The organism is Mesorhizobium sp. WSM4830, assembly GCF_055811495.1.
The window spans coordinates 1-18460 of record NZ_JBVVQI010000058.1; the positions used below are offsets into that span (position 1 = coordinate 1).

At 58.7% G+C, this 18460-nt stretch carries 16 protein-coding genes and 2 pseudogenes; 14 read left to right on the forward strand and 4 right to left on the reverse strand.

Annotation, left to right across the window (positions count from 1 at the left end; all coding sequences use genetic code 11):
- The 12 genes and pseudogenes from AC0L2Y_RS33420 to AC0L2Y_RS33475 all read left to right on the forward strand — a co-directional run.
- Positions 1–130 (forward strand): annotated as a pseudogene (locus AC0L2Y_RS33420) (integrase catalytic domain-containing protein); the annotation flags it as partial.
- A 107-nt stretch (positions 131–237) separates the two neighbouring features.
- Positions 238–1751, forward strand: a pseudogene (locus tag AC0L2Y_RS33425) (transposase).
- A 1189-nt stretch (positions 1752–2940) separates the two neighbouring features.
- Positions 2941–3252, forward strand: coding sequence for a TrbC/VirB2 family protein (locus tag AC0L2Y_RS33430; protein ID WP_473505949.1), 312 nt, complete (start codon positions 2941–2943; stop codon positions 3250–3252).
- Positions 3253–3306: 54 nt separating this feature from the next.
- Positions 3307–3573 carry a VirB3 family type IV secretion system protein gene (locus AC0L2Y_RS33435; RefSeq protein WP_473505947.1) on the forward strand — a complete coding sequence of 89 codons (267 nt, stop codon included), beginning with the start codon at positions 3307–3309 and terminating at the stop codon, positions 3571–3573.
- The gene (locus tag AC0L2Y_RS33440) at positions 3566–5887 is read left to right on the forward strand and encodes a VirB4 family type IV secretion/conjugal transfer ATPase (RefSeq protein ID WP_473562199.1); all 2322 of its coding nucleotides are present in this window, start codon (positions 3566–3568) and stop codon (positions 5885–5887) included. Before AC0L2Y_RS33435 ends, AC0L2Y_RS33440 begins: the two co-directional genes overlap by 8 nt.
- A gap of 130 nt (positions 5888–6017) precedes the next feature.
- Positions 6018–6833, forward strand: a complete 816-nt coding sequence (locus AC0L2Y_RS33445) for a type IV secretion system protein (RefSeq protein WP_473562200.1) — start codon at positions 6018–6020, stop codon at positions 6831–6833.
- Positions 6834–6838: 5 nt separating this feature from the next.
- Positions 6839–8008, forward strand: coding sequence for a type IV secretion system protein (locus AC0L2Y_RS33450; protein ID WP_473562201.1), 1170 nt, complete (start codon positions 6839–6841; stop codon positions 8006–8008).
- 32 nt (positions 8009–8040) lie between these two features.
- Positions 8041–8715, forward strand: coding sequence for a VirB8/TrbF family protein (locus AC0L2Y_RS33455; protein WP_473562202.1), 675 nt, complete (start codon positions 8041–8043; stop codon positions 8713–8715).
- A 15-nt stretch (positions 8716–8730) separates the two neighbouring features.
- Entirely contained in the window at positions 8731–9501 is a 771-nt protein-coding gene (locus AC0L2Y_RS33460) for a TrbG/VirB9 family P-type conjugative transfer protein (protein WP_473505937.1), read from the forward strand.
- Positions 9491–10900, forward strand: coding sequence for a TraB/TrbI/VirB10 family type IV secretion system protein (locus AC0L2Y_RS33465; protein ID WP_473562203.1), 1410 nt, complete (start codon positions 9491–9493; stop codon positions 10898–10900). The genes AC0L2Y_RS33460 and AC0L2Y_RS33465 overlap by 11 nt, the downstream gene beginning before the upstream one ends.
- Before the next feature lie 68 nt (positions 10901–10968).
- On the forward strand, positions 10969–11886 hold the full coding sequence (gene virB11, locus AC0L2Y_RS33470; protein ID WP_473562205.1) for a P-type DNA transfer ATPase VirB11: 918 nt from the start codon (positions 10969–10971) through the stop codon (positions 11884–11886).
- Between the two features lie 240 nt (positions 11887–12126).
- A complete protein-coding gene (locus tag AC0L2Y_RS33475; protein WP_473562206.1) occupies positions 12127–12360 on the forward strand; it encodes a transposase in 234 nt (77 codons plus the stop codon).
- A gap of 336 nt (positions 12361–12696) precedes the next feature.
- Here the strand turns inward: AC0L2Y_RS33475 and AC0L2Y_RS33480 are convergent, their stop codons facing one another.
- Genes AC0L2Y_RS33480 through AC0L2Y_RS33490 form a run of 3 tightly spaced genes read right to left on the reverse strand, consistent with a single transcriptional unit; the run spans position 12697 to position 15468 of the window.
- Positions 12697–13704 (reverse strand): tyrosine-type recombinase/integrase, encoded by a 1008-nt coding sequence (locus AC0L2Y_RS33480; RefSeq protein ID WP_473562207.1) that lies wholly within the window; start codon positions 13702–13704, stop codon positions 12697–12699.
- Positions 13701–14216, reverse strand: coding sequence for a tyrosine-type recombinase/integrase (locus AC0L2Y_RS33485; RefSeq protein ID WP_473562212.1), 516 nt, complete (start codon positions 14214–14216; stop codon positions 13701–13703). The genes AC0L2Y_RS33480 and AC0L2Y_RS33485 overlap by 4 nt, the downstream gene beginning before the upstream one ends.
- A 13-nt stretch (positions 14217–14229) precedes the next feature.
- Complete coding sequence (locus AC0L2Y_RS33490) at positions 14230–15468, reverse strand: site-specific integrase (RefSeq protein ID WP_473562208.1); 1239 nt, start codon at positions 15466–15468, stop codon at positions 14230–14232.
- 313 nt (positions 15469–15781) lie between these two features.
- On the opposite strand from AC0L2Y_RS33490, the gene AC0L2Y_RS33495 reads away from it, so the two are divergent.
- Both AC0L2Y_RS33495 and AC0L2Y_RS33500 read left to right on the forward strand, forming a co-directional pair.
- Positions 15782–16663 (forward strand): tyrosine-type recombinase/integrase, encoded by an 882-nt coding sequence (locus AC0L2Y_RS33495; RefSeq protein WP_473562209.1) that lies wholly within the window; start codon positions 15782–15784, stop codon positions 16661–16663.
- 11 nt (positions 16664–16674) lie between these two features.
- Positions 16675–17874 carry an IS91 family transposase gene (locus AC0L2Y_RS33500; protein WP_473562210.1) on the forward strand — a complete coding sequence of 400 codons (1200 nt, stop codon included), beginning with the start codon at positions 16675–16677 and terminating at the stop codon, positions 17872–17874.
- 356 nt (positions 17875–18230) lie between these two features.
- On the opposite strand, the gene AC0L2Y_RS33505 is transcribed toward AC0L2Y_RS33500, so the two are convergent.
- Positions 18231–18460: hypothetical protein (locus AC0L2Y_RS33505; protein WP_473562211.1), on the reverse strand; the 230-nt coding region annotated here is incomplete at its 5' end.

Genomic DNA, 18460 nt, shown 5'->3' on the forward strand with positions numbered 1-18460 from the left:
GAGCTGGATGCCATCATCACGCTGGCGTGGTCGGCCGGACACGATCGTCTCCGACAACGGCACCGAACTGACCTCGAGGGCGGTCCTGCGATGGTGCCAGCAGACCGGCGTCGAATGGCACTATATAGCGCGACAATCTGGCAATACGTCGCATTGCCTCGTCTGAATTGCTCCTGAATGTTAAGCCGTTGCCTCATCTGATCTGCTCCCGGCAGTGGTGTGGCAGGAGCAGATCAGATGAGGCGGGTAAGCGTGGCGACACGGAATGAATTGGTAGATGCGGTGAGGGAGCGTTATGTGCGGGGCGGCCGTGCCGAAAAGGCGCGCATTCTCGATGAATTTGTTGCCGTGAGCGGGTTTCACCGCAAGCACGCAATGCGGCTGTTGCGGAAGGGCCCGTCTCCGTCTCGTTCAGGGCCGAGGCCCGATCGCCGTATTTATGACGATGCCGTTCGTGAAGCGCTGATCGTCATCTGGGAGGCGTCGGACCGGATCTGTGGCAAACGATTGAAGGCGCTGGCTCCTATTCTGGTCGAGGCGATGGAACGTCACGGACATCTTCGTTTGACCGCGGAAATCCGCACCCGCTTCTGACGATGAGCGCGGCGACAATCGACCGCGTTCTTGGCGAGGCTCGAAAGACCGCAGGAGGACGGGCACGACGCCACAGCGCGGTATCCACGGCGCTACGACGGAGCATTCCGATCCGTACTTTCTCCGACTGGCAGGACCCTCCGCCCGGATTTGTCGAGGCTGACCTGGTGGCGCACAGTGGCCCGGTGGCGAGCGGCAGCTTTATCCAAACGCTTTGTCTCACCGACATTGCAAGCGGGTGGACGGAATGCGCTCCCCTGCTTGTCCGCGAGCAGAAGCTGCTGAGCGAGGTGCTGACGGAACTGCGGCGGCTCCTGCCGTTCCAACTTCTCGGCTTCGACACGGACAATGACAGCGTGTTCCTGAATGAGACTGTGCGCGATTACTGCCGGGACGGCGGCATCGAGTTCACCCGCTGCCGGCCTTACCGGAAGAATGACCAGGCATTTGTCGAGCAGAAGAACGGCGCCGTCGTTCGCCGCATTGTCGGCTATCGCCGGCTGGAGGGACTTGAAGCCGCCGCAGCCCTGGCGCAGCTCTATTCGACGGTGCGGCTGTTCGTGAACTTCTTCCAGCCGTCGTTCAAGCTGGCTGAAAAGGAACGTGACGGTGCCCGGGTGCGCAAGCGGTATTATCCTCCGGCAACACCCTGCCAGCGGCTGCTGGAAGACCCGCGGACGCCGGAATCCGTTCGCATGGAGCTGTTGCAGATATATGGGCGGCTGGATCCCGTCAGGCTGCTGAGGGACATGAGATCCGCACAACGGCGTCTTGTCGCCATCGCCGATCAATCGCCCACGCCCGCGCCCATGACCGAGCCCGCGCTCGATCAGTTCCTCTCAGGATTGCGAACTGCGTGGGAGGAGGGCGAAATCCGCCCCACCGCGAAGCTGAAACCAAAGCAAAAGCGAGAACGGCGGCGACCTGATCCTCTTGCAGGAGTGACCGACGAATTGCGGGCTTGGTTTGACGAAGAACCGTGGCGGACGAGCCGGGAACTGCTCGAGCGTCTGCAGGCGGAGCACCCAGAGAAGTACCCCGATCTCCTTTTGCGCACGCTGCAACGCCGGGTGAAGACATGGCGCAAAGAAAAGGCTCACACGATGGTGTTTGGTGCGCCGCCGTCGGTCGCGACCGTCAGGACAATGGCCAGCTGAACGGCCGCAGCCGTGGGGAACATCCTGGTGAGGCAACGGATGAATCGTTCGGGAGCATTCCATGGTGAGGCAATACGCGCTCTCACTTTGATTGCCGCGCCGCACGCTGACCAAGGCAGCGAGCTGCCGATGATCAGAAGGCGAGACGGTGAGAGACATTCCTGTGCGCATGCGCCAGATTCCCACCCAGGACTCTTATGTCAGGCGGAAACCACTAGAAGTGGACGAGCGCTCCCAACCGATGGCGAAGGTCGTGTTCCGAAGGAGCGGCAGCGCGACGGAAATCGCGATAGAAGAGATCGAGCGGCTGATGAGCGCAGGCGTGCAATTCGGGATGGTGCTCGCCGATTCCTGACACGGGTCGAGCGCGTCCTTCGTCAGGCCTTGAGCGAACGAGGCTTGCGCTGGGCGGTCAGCCTGTCACGACGGCCAGAACGTCTATTCCCGATGTCGTGTTGATGTTCTCTGTCACGAAACAGGAAGGCGCCACAACCCCTAAACGCAGCCGCTCGCCCCCGATACGACGTTCGATTCCTTTGAACGACGTTCGATTCCTTTGAAATCATACTTCCCCTTCTAACTACGAAGATACAACACAAAAGCTACAATCGGAACCAGTTTTCCTTAGACGCCTAAGTCGAGCAATGACATAACTATCGCTATAGGGCGGCGCGCGCTCGGAGCATAAATAGTCGTAACGTATAAAATGTCATCTATTGGATTAAGAATGGAATTATAGAAGCGAGTCCGCTCGAAAGGATCCCATGTCTCAAGCAAACAATCTAGCGGGTAGAAGTACGCTTGTGAAGACGGTCGCGGCCTCAACCGCGACCGTCTTCATGATCGGGCAGGCCGATCTAGCCGAGGCAGCGGTATTTGAGCAAACCGACAACGGAAAGGTCATCGAAGTGAGGGGTGGCGCCCGCTCGGCGCTGCGCCGGAGGCAGGGCCGCAGTCGGCACTGTTCAATTTCGGTGCTGAGGCCGAAGCTGTCCCGCCGCCGCGGGCCCAGCATCGGTCCCCCATGGCGGGCGAGCGCTTGAACCTGAAGCAGAACGGGCCGCTGAGCCGGGACGCTTCATTGAACCTCTCAGGATCGCGAAAAATAACAGGAATCAACGAACAGCATCTACAGGTGCGCGCTAACTTAGTTCAAGGACGGCGGCAATTAAACCATTGAGAGGTAAATATGAAACAGAGCGTTTCTAACATTAATTGGACAAAATTTTTGTCGATTGCCGCTACTGCGGTTTTCCTGGCCCTTATTTTCGCTAGTCCGAGCGCGGCTCAGGATTTCAGCGGCGTGCACACATTCCTTGAGGCGATCGTGAAGGCGATCACCGGCCCGATCGGTGTTGCAATCTCGGCTTTGGCTGTCATTGCTGTCGGCTTCTCGTTCATGACCGGTCGGATGGACTGGACCTTCGCAGTCTCCATCATCTTAGGCATTGCGATCGTCTTTGGTGGCGCTACCTTCGTCAAGGGCTTGGCCGCCCACTGAGGGAGCGGACTGCCTCGCAGATCTATCAAAGGAGTATAGGCTATTCAACGCACAGTGCTCTTCATAGGCTTGACCCGAGAAGTCTCCTTTGCCGGATTGCCGATCATGTATCTGGTGGTCCTCATATCTATCGTGATGATCGGCTTCATCATCACCGCGTCGGTCGTTTATCTGGTAATCGTGGGGGGTATCGGCTACGGCGCGTTGCGTGCTTTAGCCGCCTACGATCCGAAAATCATCAATGTCTTCATCGCAACCGCGCGAAGCACGCGAATGAGCCCATCACTGTTGAAGGGTGAAGGACTAGTATACCATGCTTGATTTTCGTCCCAAAACCGAACAACTCGCCAGCGAGCTGCCGTATCTCAGCATCGTGGACGATGTCACACTGATGTTGCGGGATGGCGATCTAATGGCCTCTTTTGTCGTCGAAGGGCTCAATGCTGACACGATCGACACTCGACAGACTATGGAGCTGAGTAACACGTTTTCGCGCTTAATTGCACAGCAGCGCGGTGACGTTGGGTATTACGTCCACCGAATATCAGTTGAAACTCGGCCGACTATGCGGCCTGTCGAGGGGGATCCGTTCAGCGAGGAGATTGACCGGCGCTGGCGCGATTATCTTGAGACCATTGGACTGCGCGACCGTGTTACGATGGTCACCATTTTGATCCGACCACCGAAAAAGCTGACCAATCTTATCAGTATATTTGGCAACAAGGATACCCGTACTCGCGAAGAGATTGCCGCGCGCGCGGTCCGCCTCGATCAGATGATCGACGCCTGCTTGGTCAGCACAAGTGAGGCAAAGCCTCGTCGGCTAACCGTCTCGAATGGTGAATGGCTCAGCTTCTTGCGTACGCTGATCGACGGATCAAGTGGGCGGCTCATCGCCGGTAAGAAGTTCATCCCTGTCGCCGACCTTTTAGCAAATTCGATGATCACATTCCGCGGAAATATCTTCGAATGCGACAATGCGAACCCAGGCCTCAAACGCTACGGTACGATCATAACGGTAAAGGACTATCCAACCGCAACCTATCCCGGCATCCTCGACAGCCTCAATCTGCCGTATGATACCGTGGTCTCGCAGAGCTTTACACCCATCGACAACATTACCGCCCAAGCTAGGATCGCACGTGTGCGGAAGCAGATGAAGGCGGCAGAGGATGCGGCCATCTCGCTGATGGCACAACTCGAAGAGGCTGAGGACGATGTTGCATCCGGCCGCATCGTCTTTGGTGACCATCACTGCAGCATCGCTCTATTCTGCGAAACGCGGGAAGAGCTTGAGGGAGCTATGGCTTATGTTACGCGCGCGGTGCAGGACGCTGGTGCATCAATCGTGCGCGAGAACTTCTCTGCCCGCGCCGTCTATTTCGCTCAACATCCGGGGAATTTCAGATACCGCACACGAGCGGCAATGATCTCTTCCCAGAACTTCGCAGAACTTTGCGCAATGCACGGCTTGCCGAAAGGCAACCCACCGGAGCAATGTCCTTGGGGCGACTGCGTGACAATCTTCCCAACAGCGCGCGGCGAGACTTTCCGCTTCAGCTTCCACTTGCCGGGGAAGCTAGATCAGCGCACCGTCGGCCATACGCTCGTGCTTGGCCAAACCGGGTCGGGCAAGACACTTGGTACCGCGTTTCTGCTTAGCCAGGCCCAACGGCTTGGCACTCGAATTATCATCTTCGACAAGGATAATGGTTTCGAGATGGCGGTCCGCGCCATGGGCGGAACATATTCCTCGGTGCGTATGGGGCAGGAAACGGGCTTCAATCCTATGCTTGCAGAGGCAGATAATCGCGGCGTAGCGTGGCTATCCGATTGGCTTGCCGCATTGGCTAACAATGAGGGCGGACCATTAAGTCCGCTGCAGCTTCAGGCACTCCACGATGCCGTTCAGGCCAATGCAACGGCTGACCCTCGCCTGCAGAATTTCGCACAGTTCCGCAGCCAGTTGCGTGCGACTGACGATGATGGCGACCTTTATAACCGACTTGGCCGGTGGGACGAGACTGGCCAGTTCGGTTGGCTGTTTGGCGGCAAGGGGGTCGATTCGCTCGCTTTCGACAATCGGATCACGGCATTTGACCTCACGGAAATTTTCGATAACGACACCATCCGCACAGCGTGGCTCAGCTATGTCTTTCGACGCGTGGAACGGCTCGTAGAAGACGAGGCTCCAACTCTGCTGGTTCTTGATGAAGGCTGGAAGCTGCTTGACGATCCGTACTTCGAACGGCGCCTCAAGGACTGGATGCTAACGATGCGCAAGAAAAACGCTGCGGTCGTTCTCCTGACCCAGCGTGTGTCGCACATCGCCAATAGCGCCGCCGGCGCAGGCATACTGGAGAGCGCCGTTACGCGTCTAGTCTACCCAAGTTCCTACAACACCGAAACCGAACTCGCGCCGCTCAACCTCACGCCGACCGAAAGCGCGTTCCTTCAGACAACCAACGTGGACAACCATCTCGTGCTGTTGAAATCGGGCGGTGACAGTGTCGTTCTTGATTTCGCGCTTGGGGCGATCGGGAAGGGCATCGAAATATTGGGAGGCGGCCGTGGGGAAAAAACGCCTGCAGGATGGCGTGACAGGCCAAACTTTCAAATGGACATGCTTCAATGAAACGTACCCTGATTTTTCTTACATTAACACTTGTCCCCCTTCCGGCCTGCCAATCCGTTCCCGCGGTGCGGGAGAACAATTGCGTCTGCACCTGGGAAGTCATTGACTACCAAACCGAAGGAGCCGTCACATGAATGTCGTTGTCCAGTCTATCGTTGTGTCTGGCCTTTTGCTTGCGGCCACGGGTCCGCTGGTTTACGCCGGAGAAACCCAGATCACGCCTTTACCCCTGCCCCCTATTGGAGCGCTCCCCCCGGCGCCGGTTGGCGCGCAGGCAACCTTCGACGAGAATGCTCTCGAGTTGCTGACGTCTATGGTTGAAATGTCCCGGTTCATTGGCGGTGGGATCGCACAACTCTTTGCGTCCGCACTCACAGCTGAAAACCCGATGACTCGGATCAACGATGCGGCTCAAGCGCAGCGTGCTGCCATATCAGGCCCAAAGCCGTTCCCGGTCAACAATGGCGAGGCAGACGTCGCGGCCCGTGAAGGAGGGCCAGGTTTGCGGGAGATGGCCGACGCTGCTTTGGGCGGCGGGACGGTTGGGCCTCAAGGCGTTCAGGCAGCGCTTACCGGATTTATCAACCGCTACCGCTTGGACGACGCATTTGCGCTTCGAAATGACAAACTCCTCGATAAGGTTATTATCGCCCATGCATCGGCTCAAGGCGCGGTTACCGCCTCTACCGCAGAGGATTCCTATAAGCGCGCCAATGCGAGCATGGGCAGGATCAACGGCTATATCACTGCACTAGAATCTAGTGACGACTTGAAAACCAGCGTCGACATCAACACACGCGTGATGATCGAAATCGCGCAGCAACTCAACGAAACACTGCGCACCCAAGCCGCAATCGCTTCGCTGGCAGGATCGTACTTCATGGCATTAGGAGCGGATTCCGCCGAGCCGGAGAGCATCCGTGATCTTAAAGACTTCAACAGGTAATCGTTATGGGCGCGATTGCAACGATTGCCGATATAATCGATACGACGCTTGTCGATTATGTTCAGACAGTTTTCGAATCAACCGCTGGCCCAATAAGAACGCTACTTGGCGCTATAGCGCTGGTGGCGCTGTTGTTTATCGCTGTGAATCACATAATCCAGTTCCAGCCTGTTAATTACTCGACATACCTACAATGGGGGCTGCGTTATATACTTATTTATTCATTTGCCAGTGTGTGGGTAAATTTCCAAGGCATTTATACAATGCTCGTGGAGGTGCCGGGTGACTACGGTGCGCTTATGATGCAGGGGGTTGCAGCAGCGATACGGACTAAGGATCCCACTGTTCTCGATCCAGCACGGATAAAGGACACATATTCGGCAATGGATGAGTTCTCCCACGCCATCATGCGAATTGCCCATGATCACCTTTCGAACATTTCAATCTGGAAGCTCGCGAAGGCATTTCGAAGCATCTTCGTGGGCACGTTCATCCTGGCTGTGGGCTTGTTTTTTACCGCCGCATCAGCTATTATTGTGCTAGTCGGAAAAATAGGCCTCGCAGTATCGATCAGCCTGGCGCCTCTGGCCATCATCATGCTGATGATGCCTCAAACGAAGCAGCATTTCGAGAGTTGGACCCGTTTCACGGTTGGCTTCGCAGTTATCCCGTTGCTAACGGCCTCATTGATGACTCTTGTGCTGTATGTCGCCGGTGATATCTATGCGACATCGAACGATGAGTTCGACTTCGTTTTCATCATGATCGCGGCGACCGTTCTTCTGTTCATGATCCCGACCATGGCAAGCACGCTAGCCTCTGCATCGGTTGCCGCTGTCGGCGCCGGCGCGGTCGGTGCCGCAGCTTCCATGGCCAAAGCTGCTGCAATGAAACTTCACGCCAGCGGTCAACGATTGCGAGACGGCGCGAATGCAGCAAGCACCGCACGTGCCGCTGGCGCTTCGACGGGCGGGGCAGTGCGGTCGGCGATCAGCGCGATGCGCCAAAGCGCCCATATGCGGCAACAGCGTCGGGATGAGCGTCTTGCTCGCCGCATGATCGGACAGTCATCGCTGAAATCAGATGGTGCCGGAACTGCTGCTCGCCGTCCCGGCAGTTCCTCTCGATCAAGCAACCGAACCTTGTCTCCCGAACAGATCAATCTTTACCGCTGATTGTCCGAGGCGCAGAACAACAGGAGAGACGTGTGGCTGAACAAGCATTACAACATGCATTTGAAGACGAGGTCTTTTTCAGCCTTCGCGAGCAGCGCAACAACTGGGCGAAAATCGCGGTTGGTGCCGTCGCCGCGAGTCTTTTGTCGCTGGTAGCCCTGCTAGTCGTGCTGCCGCTCAAAGAAATCAAGCCCTATGTGGTGCTGGTTGACAAGACCACTGGCGAGGCAGAAAAGATCGTCCAGGTGCGGCCTGCCTCGCTCCAACAGCAGGAGGCCGTACTTCAGGCGGAACTCGTCTCCTATGTTGTCGACCGGGAAACCTACGCTCCAGCCGATAACAGCACCCGCATTCCTGACGTCATGGCCCGCTCATCCGACAGTGCCGCGGAAACTCTCGCCCAAACCTGGCGCTCGAATTCGGCACAGTATCCGCCCACACTCTACGGCAACGACGTTCGAGTGCGAGTTGTGGTCAAATCTGTCTCCCTGACTCCCTCGAACCAGCCCAGCACAGCTGATCTCGCTCGTGTGCGCATCACTAAGTATCGTGAAGAAAATGCACGCGACACTGTCCAACGCAGTTTCATCGCCACGGTCGGCTACCAGTTCAAACCACAAGAAAACGCCACCTTGGAGTCGGTTTGGAAAAATCCGCTTGGCTTCAATGTCTCGTCATACCGGATCGATGCGGAAACCGCCAACTAAAGCTCTGAGGAAACAATGGTAAAAGCAGTGTTCCTGATTCAATTACTTTCAGTAATCACTGCCGTAGCACTGATAAATCCAGTGATGGCAGAGCAATCACCGGTGGGGTTTGCATCAGACGCGCGCATCAAACGCTATGTGTACGATGAGAACAACGTCTACAAACTTAACCTTTACCTGAAATCAGTCACAGCTGTCCAGTTCGCTGAAGGGGAGAATGTCGAATCAATTCTCATCGGCGATAGCGCATCCTGGGAAGTGGTCAAGCTCAAAATGGGCAATGTGGTCAGCTTGAAGCCTATTATCGACCAAGCGCTGACCAATATGACAATCTACACCGACCAGCGCGTTTATACGTTCGAGTTACGGTCAGTAGGCGAGGTAAAGGCAGGGATGAAGACAAGAGCCGACCAAGCGTTCCGGACAGTCTTTACTTATCCTGATAGGTTCAAGACGTTGGACAAGAGCCGCAGCCAAGGCGGTCCCATAAAGCACGACTACATGGTCTCGGGTTATGCGCAGTTCCGTCCGCTCGCGGTGAGAGACAATACGTTGCAGACGACTTTCGTCCTGCCCAAGGGCGCGCCACGGCCGGCAATTTTTAAGGTCGGTCATGACCGGGAGGAGAAACTGGCCAATTCGCGCACAGACGGCAACCATATCATCGTCGACGGCACCAGCGACTATTGGGTGATGCGAATCGGCGATGACACTGTCTGCGTGGGCAAGGCAAGCGCCGTGCACACGGCAAAACCAGCGAGGAACGGATTGAGGCGTGCCGGATAAATCGGGCGAAAGTGACCATCGACCCGACCACAATGCCGAACAAAAAGCGGTGGAACGGGAAAAACTGATCGAGGAACGCCGAGCTCGGCAGATGGGTAAATTAAAGCGCGGAAGTAACCGCAGGGTGGTTGTTGCTGCCATACTGCTGGCCGGTGTCGTCGTCGCGGTCGTGGTGACTTTCGGGCCGACACAAGCTCTGAAAATCCTCGGCTTGGGAGGTGACGATGAGGAAAAAACTTCGGAGATTGACCTGACTGTCGGAAGCGCGCCCACGAACCCTCAGCATCTGGACTTTCTAGTTCCCGAGCCGCCTGCAGTCGGCGAGACTGAGGCCGATCGCAACGCTGGGATAAACAAGCGACTTGATGAGCTACGCAAGGAGATCGATGCACTGGCCCGCCGGTCCACCAATGGCTCGGACTTTTCACTCGCCGACGTCAAGAAACTGCTGGAGCGCTATAACAAAGAAATGACGCAGAAGCTTCACGAGGAGCGCGAGAACGCGAAGGCCGAAGATGCGCGTCTGCGTGCCGAGGCCTCGCGGTTGGAAGTAGAGCGCAAACGCTTTGAGGATGCCGCCAAGCTCGACACCGAGAGGCGTCGCCAACAGGAAGAAATCAACACCAAGCAAAGAGAGTCGAATGGCGTAGTCTTGGACGATTCTGAGGCACATCTCGCAGCAGTTGGCGGTATGCCACAAATTCCCCAAAATCTGAGCGCGAACGATCGTTTTCTTGCCTCTGCAGCCGTTTCGGAAACAAAGACCTCAGTGTCTCGTGCTCTCGCTGATCCATCGTTTACCGTCGTGCAGGGCACGATAATCTCGGCAGTGCTTGAAACCGCCATTGATACAGAAATGCCGGGAAATATCCGCGCTCAGATCATCGAACCGGTATTCTCTTTCGACGGTTCTCGCATTCTGCTGCCAGCAGGGACAAGCCTGATAGGCACCTTCAATAACGAAACGGATATCGAGCAAAAACGCGTGCTGATCGCATGGAACCGGGCCATCACTCCCGACGGCAAATCAATGGCGTTGGGCTCCACAGGCACGGACCTCCTCGGTCGCGCCGGTACCAAAGGCAATGTGGACAACCGCTACGGCAAAAAGATAGGTGCAGCTGTTCTCATCAGCGCCATCACCGCTTTGCCCTCGGTCATTCCTGCTCCGACCGGCAGCAACAGGTCCTCCAGAGAAGGTGGCGCGACGATCAATACTGGAGGTGCTGGATTAAGCAACAACAACGCTGGGGGCCAAGCGGTATCTAGTATCGGCGGGGCACTTAGCAATCAAGGTAAGGGTATACTGGAAAAATACCTCTCGCTGCCTCCCGTCCTTGCTATCCCGCAGGGCGAGGAAATCCGAGTGTTCGTCAATCAAGATCTCGTTATTAGATGAATCCTTATCGGCCCAGTCGCGGCATTTCATATGTGGAGCAGTACTTGAGTCCGCTCCGGGACTATCTCGTGAATGACAATATCAATGAGTTGGTGATCAACCCCGACGGGTCCATTTTCGTCGAGGAAGCCGGATCGGTACATATGCATCAGATCGATGTGGCCTTGTCGGCACATGCCATCAAGCGGCTTGGAGCACAGCTGGCCGGAGAGACGCGCAACACGTTGGGAGCGTTTCACCCGATCGTCTCAGGCCGCGTTATGGTTTGGGGTAGTTCGCAGCGCGTGCAGGTGGTGGTCGAGCCTGCTATCGAAGAAGGCGTGTCCCTGTCGATCCGCAAATATCTGACGCGAACTTTGGAAAGTGCCGATATCGACTTCGTTGACGGCGGGCAGATCACCGTGGATGCCAACCGTCGCGACCGCCGCCGGACAGTTGCCAATATGGCTAAGGCCGGCAGCCTGCAAGGTCTGTTCCGACAGGCGATTGACGAGAAGTTTAACATTCTGATTTCAGGCGGCACGTCGTCTGGCAAAACCACGGTCGCGCGCGCATTGCTGGCAATGTCAGATCCCTCTGAGCGGATTATCACCATAGAGGATGCGCAGGAGCTTTGCCCACCACACAAGAACCAGGTGGGGCTAATCGCTGACCGTAAGGGGAAATCTGCTCGCAGCCCGTCGAAGCTGCTGGAAAGCTGTCTGCGAATGCGCCCCGATAGGATCATTCTCGGCGAAATTCGTGGCATCGAGGCTTTTGATTTTCTTGAGGCGATCAATACCGGCCATCCTGGCGCGATAACAACCGTCCATGCAGACAGTCCTGAACTTGCATTCGACAGGCTGGCACTCATGGTGATGCGCTCTGGCGTGCAGATGTCCCATGGCGATATTGTCAACTATGCGAAAAGGACGATTGACCTGGTTGTTCAGGTCGGCCGACGCAATGGCAGGCGCGGTGTCCTGGAAGTGTATTTGCCCTCGTAGCTTCGTAGCCCGGGCAGGACCGCAACGGCGTGCGTAGCGGGCGCCTGAAGAGGGCGGAAGGCTTTGTGGAATACTTAGCCTGGCAGCGTGGCGGGTCGCGACGAGCCGTTTTCGTTCCGAGGTCGTCCGCGATGTAAGCGCCAAGCTGACCCCATCTGGCGCGGTTTGAGGTGATGAGCGAGAGATAGTGACACTGAAGGAGCTGAGGAGCTTGCAGTGTCAATTTCTATGTCTGCGCCTATGCCTGATGACAGGACCTTCCATGTTCTTGAGGCGGTTGCGAACCGGCTGGACGCAAGTCCGCAGCGTCCGCGGCGGCGCTGGTCGGCGGAAGCGAAGGCACGGCTGGTTGAAGAGTCCCTGAAGCCAGGGGCGAATGTGTCGGCGATCGCGCGCCAGGCTGGACTGGCGAGCTCGCAGCTGTTCGGCTGGCGGCGCAAGGCGATCAAGAGCGGTGCGGTCAGGCGGCAGTGAGATGCGGCTCGGCTCGGCTTTGTCGAGGTCACGCCGACAGCGTCTGCGTCGGTGGAGATCGAGCTGGGTGGCGTGGTCATTCGCGCCGGTGCCGATATCAATGAGGAGCAGCTGGTGCGGATCATCCGGGCGGTTCGCCAGGCATGATCCCGGCTGGCGTGAAGGTGTTGGTCGCCAGTCATCCCGCCGATTTTAGAAAAGGTCCCGACGGCCTTCTGGCACTGGTGCGCGATGCCGGCTCGGATCCGTTCTTATGCGTCGGGCGAGATTATGTGGCGGAGCCGCCCTGACCCCTTTCGGGCCGGCCAAACCCAGCTTGCCTCCGCCACATAATATTCAGATGGAGTTCAGCAGTTGCAGAACGGAGTCATTTGGTCGGAAACGCACGCCGTGATCGCCGGTGACGCCCGCCTTCTCGAGTCCATTGCGCATCATCTCGACATCCGCTGCGGCATACCGGTGGGTCGTGGCGACCTGTGCGTGCCCGAGCCAGGCTTGGATGGTCAAAAGGTCCACGCCGGACTGGAGAAGCTTCATGGCGAAGGAGTGCCGGAAGATGTGCGGCGATATGGGCTTGTCGGCCAAGGCTGGCCTGGTAGGCACGGCCTCGGTGGCCGCACGCCGCACGATATGGGTCGCTCCGAAACGAGTCAGGCGCTCGTTGCGGGCGCCGACGAATATCGGTCGCGGCTCGTGATGGGTGATCCCGCGCTCGCCCAACAAGGTCGTCAGCGCTCGCGCCAGGTCCTTAGGGATGGGCACGACGCGGTCTCTGCGCCCTTTGCCGCGCAGCAGCACTTGCGGGTGAGAGCGCTCCAACTCAAGGTCGTTTGCGTTGACGCCGGTGGCTTCCGAGACCCGGGCACCGGTCCGTGCCAGGAAGAGCAGAAAGGCTCGGTCGCGCCGACCACGGGGCGTCTTTGGATCGGGCGCCGCGATGAGGGTATCCACTTCGGCCTTGGTGAGATGGTGCGTTACCTCGATGTGCGCCCGTTTAATGGGAATCGACAGCACGCGTTGGGCCACACCGAAGGACGCCGGGTCGGCGGCAGCGACGTGGTGGAAAAAAGATCGGATCGCGGCCAAGCGGGCGTTGCGCGTGGCGACGCAATTGTTCCGCTTCTCCTCGAGTTCGTCGAGAAAAGCGAGAACGAGGTCTCGATCGAGATCTTCGAGCGCCAACGCCGCCGGCTTCTTACGCAACCGGTCGGCGGCAAAGAGGATCAGCATGCGCAAGGCGTCCCGATAGCTTGCCACGGTCGCGGGAGTCGCGTTCCGCTGCTTCGTCAGGTACCGGCGGAAATAGGACTCCAGGAGCGGCGCCAGGAGCAGGTGTTCGCTCATGCTGCGCCTCCATCGAGGGCGGCACGCTCAGCCGCGATAGCGAGGAGCTCCGCCGAGCCCGTGAGGTAGTAGGCCGTGTCGCTGTAACTAACGTGGCCGAGATATGTGGCGAGCAAAGGCAATAGCGCCTGAACGTCGGCGCGCTGTTGGTGCCAGAGGCTGAGGCGGGTCACGGCAAACCGGTGCCTGAGATCGTGCGGCCTTAACGGCTTACCGCCATCAAAGTCGGCGAGTTTACGGGCCTCGGCAAAGCCGTTTTGCAGGCCGGTCGCCGAGAGGCGGTTGCCCCGGGAACTGAGGAAGAAGGCCTGATCCTTCGGTATGGGGAAAGCGGCGTCGCGCTCACGGGCATAGCAACCAAGGTCAGCCTGGGTTGTCGTGTGAACTGGAACGAGACGATCCTTGCGGAACTTTGTCTTCCGAATGAGGAGAACCCCGTTGGTTAGATCGACGTCGGAACGATCAAGCCCGACTACTTCTCGATGTACCGCTCGGCCTTCTCGCCGAGGAATTGGGCAAAGGCGGTCATGCGACGCCTCCCGGAAAGGGGAGTGCGACCTCGGCGAGCTGCGAGGTGGCGACCTTTACGTATAATGCCGTTGTGTTGATGCTTCGGTGCCCGAGAAGATCGGCGACCTCGTTGATCGGCCTTCGCTGCTTGACGAGCTGGGTGGCAAGACTGTGGCGCAGGAGATGCGCACCTGCGACCCGCCCGAGTTCAACCCCGCCATGTCGCAACCGCTTCCGCACGATCCTCGAAACAGGCGACGCGCATTTGAATGGTGCCACGGGCGGCGTGAAGGACAGGAACAGATACGGACTATCCACCTTCGGTCGAGCGCGCAGGACGTAGTCGGCGAGCGCGGCGCCGGTCTCCTCGAGCAGCGGCGCCACCCGATCCCGCTTGCCCTTGGTGCGCCGGACAGAAACCTCACCAGCACGCCAGTCGATATCCTGCAGCTGAATGGCGCGTAGCTCACCGTTGCGAATGCCCGTGGTGGCGAGTAGCAGCAGGACGGCTCGATCGCGGATGTCGACCGGCGTCGTTGCGCCGATCGCATCGATTGCGCGCCGAACGTCATCCCATGCAAGGCGGGGCGGCAAATGCGCCAAACGCCAATGAGGCGTCCTTGGGACGACGCGGTCGAGATCCTGGTCATGGTGGCCAGCCCAACATAAAAACTGAAGAAATGTTCGGATGTGAGAAGTCGCTGCCGCGCGGGTGCCGGTGGTCGCCGATAGCGACAGCCGATGCTCGACAGCAGCGAGGACGTGCTCAGCCGTCAACGCCTCGAGGTTTTGACCGGGATGATGATGGCGGAACCAATCCAGAAAGCGGCGGCCGCCCAGTAGAACGCCTTCGCGGGTCTTCGGCTCAAGTCCTCGCACCTTGCGCAAATAGTCGGAAAATGAGGTCAGAAGCGGAGTATCCGGATCATCATCTACCCTGGGAGCGGAAGCAATGAAGCGCTCCGGAGCCACTCGCCGTGCATGTCCCAGCGCCGATGCTGCCCCAATGCGTGGAGAATCCGTAGTAAACGTACATAAATAGCTGTCGACGACATCTTGATGGATCGGCATCCGACCACAGCGGGTTGCGGCAAACTGGCTAAAGCGCGCGATCCGGCTCAGGTAAATCTTGGCGGACGCTCGCTTGTAACCAACGGCGAAAAAATACTCCGCGAGGCGATCCATCTCGCCACCGAGTGCACCGCTACGCAGGCGCTTGAGCACCCCACAATAGGAAAAATAGAACTCGAGCATTCTGCCCCTCCGGCGTTGTGGCACAGGGGAATCCCGCGCCATGAGAGAGGCATGAAATATTATGTGGCGGAGGCAAGCTGGGTTTGGCCGGCCCGAAAGGGGTCAGGGCGGCTCCGCCACATAATCTCGCCCGACGCATAAGAAGGGTTGGACTAACCCGCTCCGCGATTGCGGAGCGGCAAGGAGGGTGAGTGCCTACAGCGTGATCTGATCGCGTCGTCTGTCGCGCTGGTCATGTGTCCACAACAAGCTCCGACTGCGTCAGCATGGAGTGGCTGCTTGCAGCCCATTCCATCGGACAAAGGAGTTTGTCATGACCCAACTTCGCCAGCGCATGAGCGAGGACATGCAGGTGCGCAACTTCGCGCTCAACACCCAGCTGTCGTATCTGCAACAGGTGTCGCTGTTCGCCCGCTATTTTAGCAAGTCGCCGGACTTGCTCGGGCGCGATGACATTCGGACCTATCAGGTCTATCTGACCAACGAGAAGAAGCTGGCACCTGGTTCGATCCAGACCGCCATTGCGGCGCTGCGCTTTCTCTACAAGGTGACGCTCGAAAGAGACTGGGCGCCTGAAGAGGTCCTGCCGCTTCCCAAGAAACCACAGAAGCTGCCGATCGTCCTCAGTGCCGAGGAAGTTCAGCGGTTCCTCGGTTGCATCCTCGACGTCAAACACCATGCCATCCTGACCACTTGCTATGCCGCCGGCTTGCGCATCTCGGAAGCGGTTCAGCTGAAGCCCACGGACATCGACAGCCAGAGAATGGTCATCCGCATCGAGCAGGGCAAAGGCCAGAAGGACCGCTATGTGATGCTGTCGCCCAAGCTGCTGGAGATTCTGCGCGACTATTGGAAGATGCGCCGGCCAGAGGCGTGGCTCTTCCCCGGCGATCGCGCCGGCCAGCCGATCACCAGGGACGCGGTGGGACAAGCCTGCGCGAAAGCGCGCGACCTCTCCGGCTTGTCCAAGCCGGTCACGCCCCATAGCCTGCGGCACGCCTTCGCCGTCCATCTGTTGGAGGCCGGCGCCGACGTGCGCACCATTCAATTGCTGCTCGGTCACCGCAGCCTCGCGACCACCGCCCATTACCTGCGGATTGCCACCAACAAGGTCTGCGCCACGTCGAGCCCCTTCGAGCTCTTACCGCGTCCGGCGCCCATCCTGCCGCCACCCGCCAAACCGCAATACTTCTGAAGCGCGCGCCGATGGCCCGTTCGGGGCCGGAAGTGGCGGATATCTTCCGCCGCTACGGCGAGGCCTATCGCGCACAGCATGATGCGTCGCTGTCGACCGCCCAGCGCCGTGTCATGACGGCGATCGAACTGTGCCGGACCGCCGCGCTCGGCGGGCACGTCGAAGCGTGCGATCACTGCGGCCATAGCCGCATCGCCTTCAACAGCTGCCGCGATCGCCATTGCCCGAAGTGCCAGTCGCTGGCCCGCGCGCAATGGCTGGAGGATCGTCGCGCTGAACTTCTCGACGCACAATACTTTCACGTCGTCTTCACGCTGCCCGGCGACATTGCCGCCATCGCCTATCAGAACAAAGCGCTCGTCTACGGCTTGCTGTTCCGCGCCACCGCCGAGACCCTGTGCACCATCGCTGCCGACCCCAAGCACCTGGGCGCCGAAATCGGCTTCTTCGCCGTGCTGCACACCTGGGGCCAGAACCTGCTCCATCATCCGCATCTGCATTGCGTCGTCCCAGGCGGCGGCCTTGCTGCCGACGGCGATCGATGGGTCGCCTGCAAGCCCGGCTTCTTCTTCCCGGTCCAGGTGCTCTCGCGCCTGTTCCGACGATTGTTCCTGGAGCATCTTGCGAAAGCCTTCGACGCCGGCCAGTTGCAGTTCTTCTCTGGTTTGCAGCACCTGAGCGAGCGCGACGCCTTCCGGCGTTATTTGGCGCCGCTACGAAAGGCTGAGTGGGTCGTCTTTGCCAAGCCGCCTTTCGCCGGACCCGAACAGGTGCTCGACTATGTCGGGCGCTATACGCACCGCGTCGCCATCTCCAACAATCGCCTCATCGACATCAAGGACGGAGCCGTTCGTTTCCGCTGGAAGGACTATCGGCACGGCAATCGGCAGAAGGTCATGACCGTCGCGGCCGACGAGTTCATTCGCCGCTTCCTGCTGCACGTCCTGCCGGAGGGCTTTCATCGCATCCGCTACTACGGCTTTCTCGGCAATCGCTACCGCGCGCAAAAGCTTGCCCACTGCCGCGACCTGCTCGGCATGCCGGTTCCGGAGCCATCGGACAGCCAACCCGCAAAGGATTACCGCGACCGCTACGAGGATCTCACCGGTCATTGCCTCAGGCAATGCCCGGCCTGTCGTCAAGGCCAGATGCTTGTCATAGAAATCTTCGACGGCGCCACTGGACCCCCGCCATACTGGGATACTTCATGAAAGAATCGCTCCGCTTACGCCGTCACCGCATCGCACGAGCCGTTCGGCCCGAAAACCGAGCCGGTTCCGCGAAGCTGCGCGCCGTCACCCCCGGCTGCCTCTGTCGGCAGGGCGCGACACTGGTCCTCATTTTGCCGCAACCCATATCCGTGCCGCTTCGGCGCACGCGACCCCTTGCAATCGCGGCCTCCGCGACGGCATCCCCAAACCACACGACGCCTGTTCATGGGGCACCGCCTCGATTGAACGCCCATAGCGGCCACCCGTGCCGGCGGCTTAGTCCAACACGTTTTTAGCTCACCGTCGCGATCGGACCCCAGTGCGCTCTCGCCACCGCCTTTCTGCGCGACGCCAAGCTAAAAACGCTCTGCATTATGTGGCGCGCCACATAACCGTTCAACGGCGCGCTTTATGTCTTCCGCGCCAAAAGAGCGGACAGGATCAAGATCGTCTGGTGGAACGGCAGCGGCGTGTGTCTTTATGCCAAGCGACTGGACGACGCGAAGTTCTGCTGGCCGCGGATCGGCCACAACCGGGTCCAGCTCAATCATGCTCAGCTCATGGCTCTGGTTGACGGAATGGACTG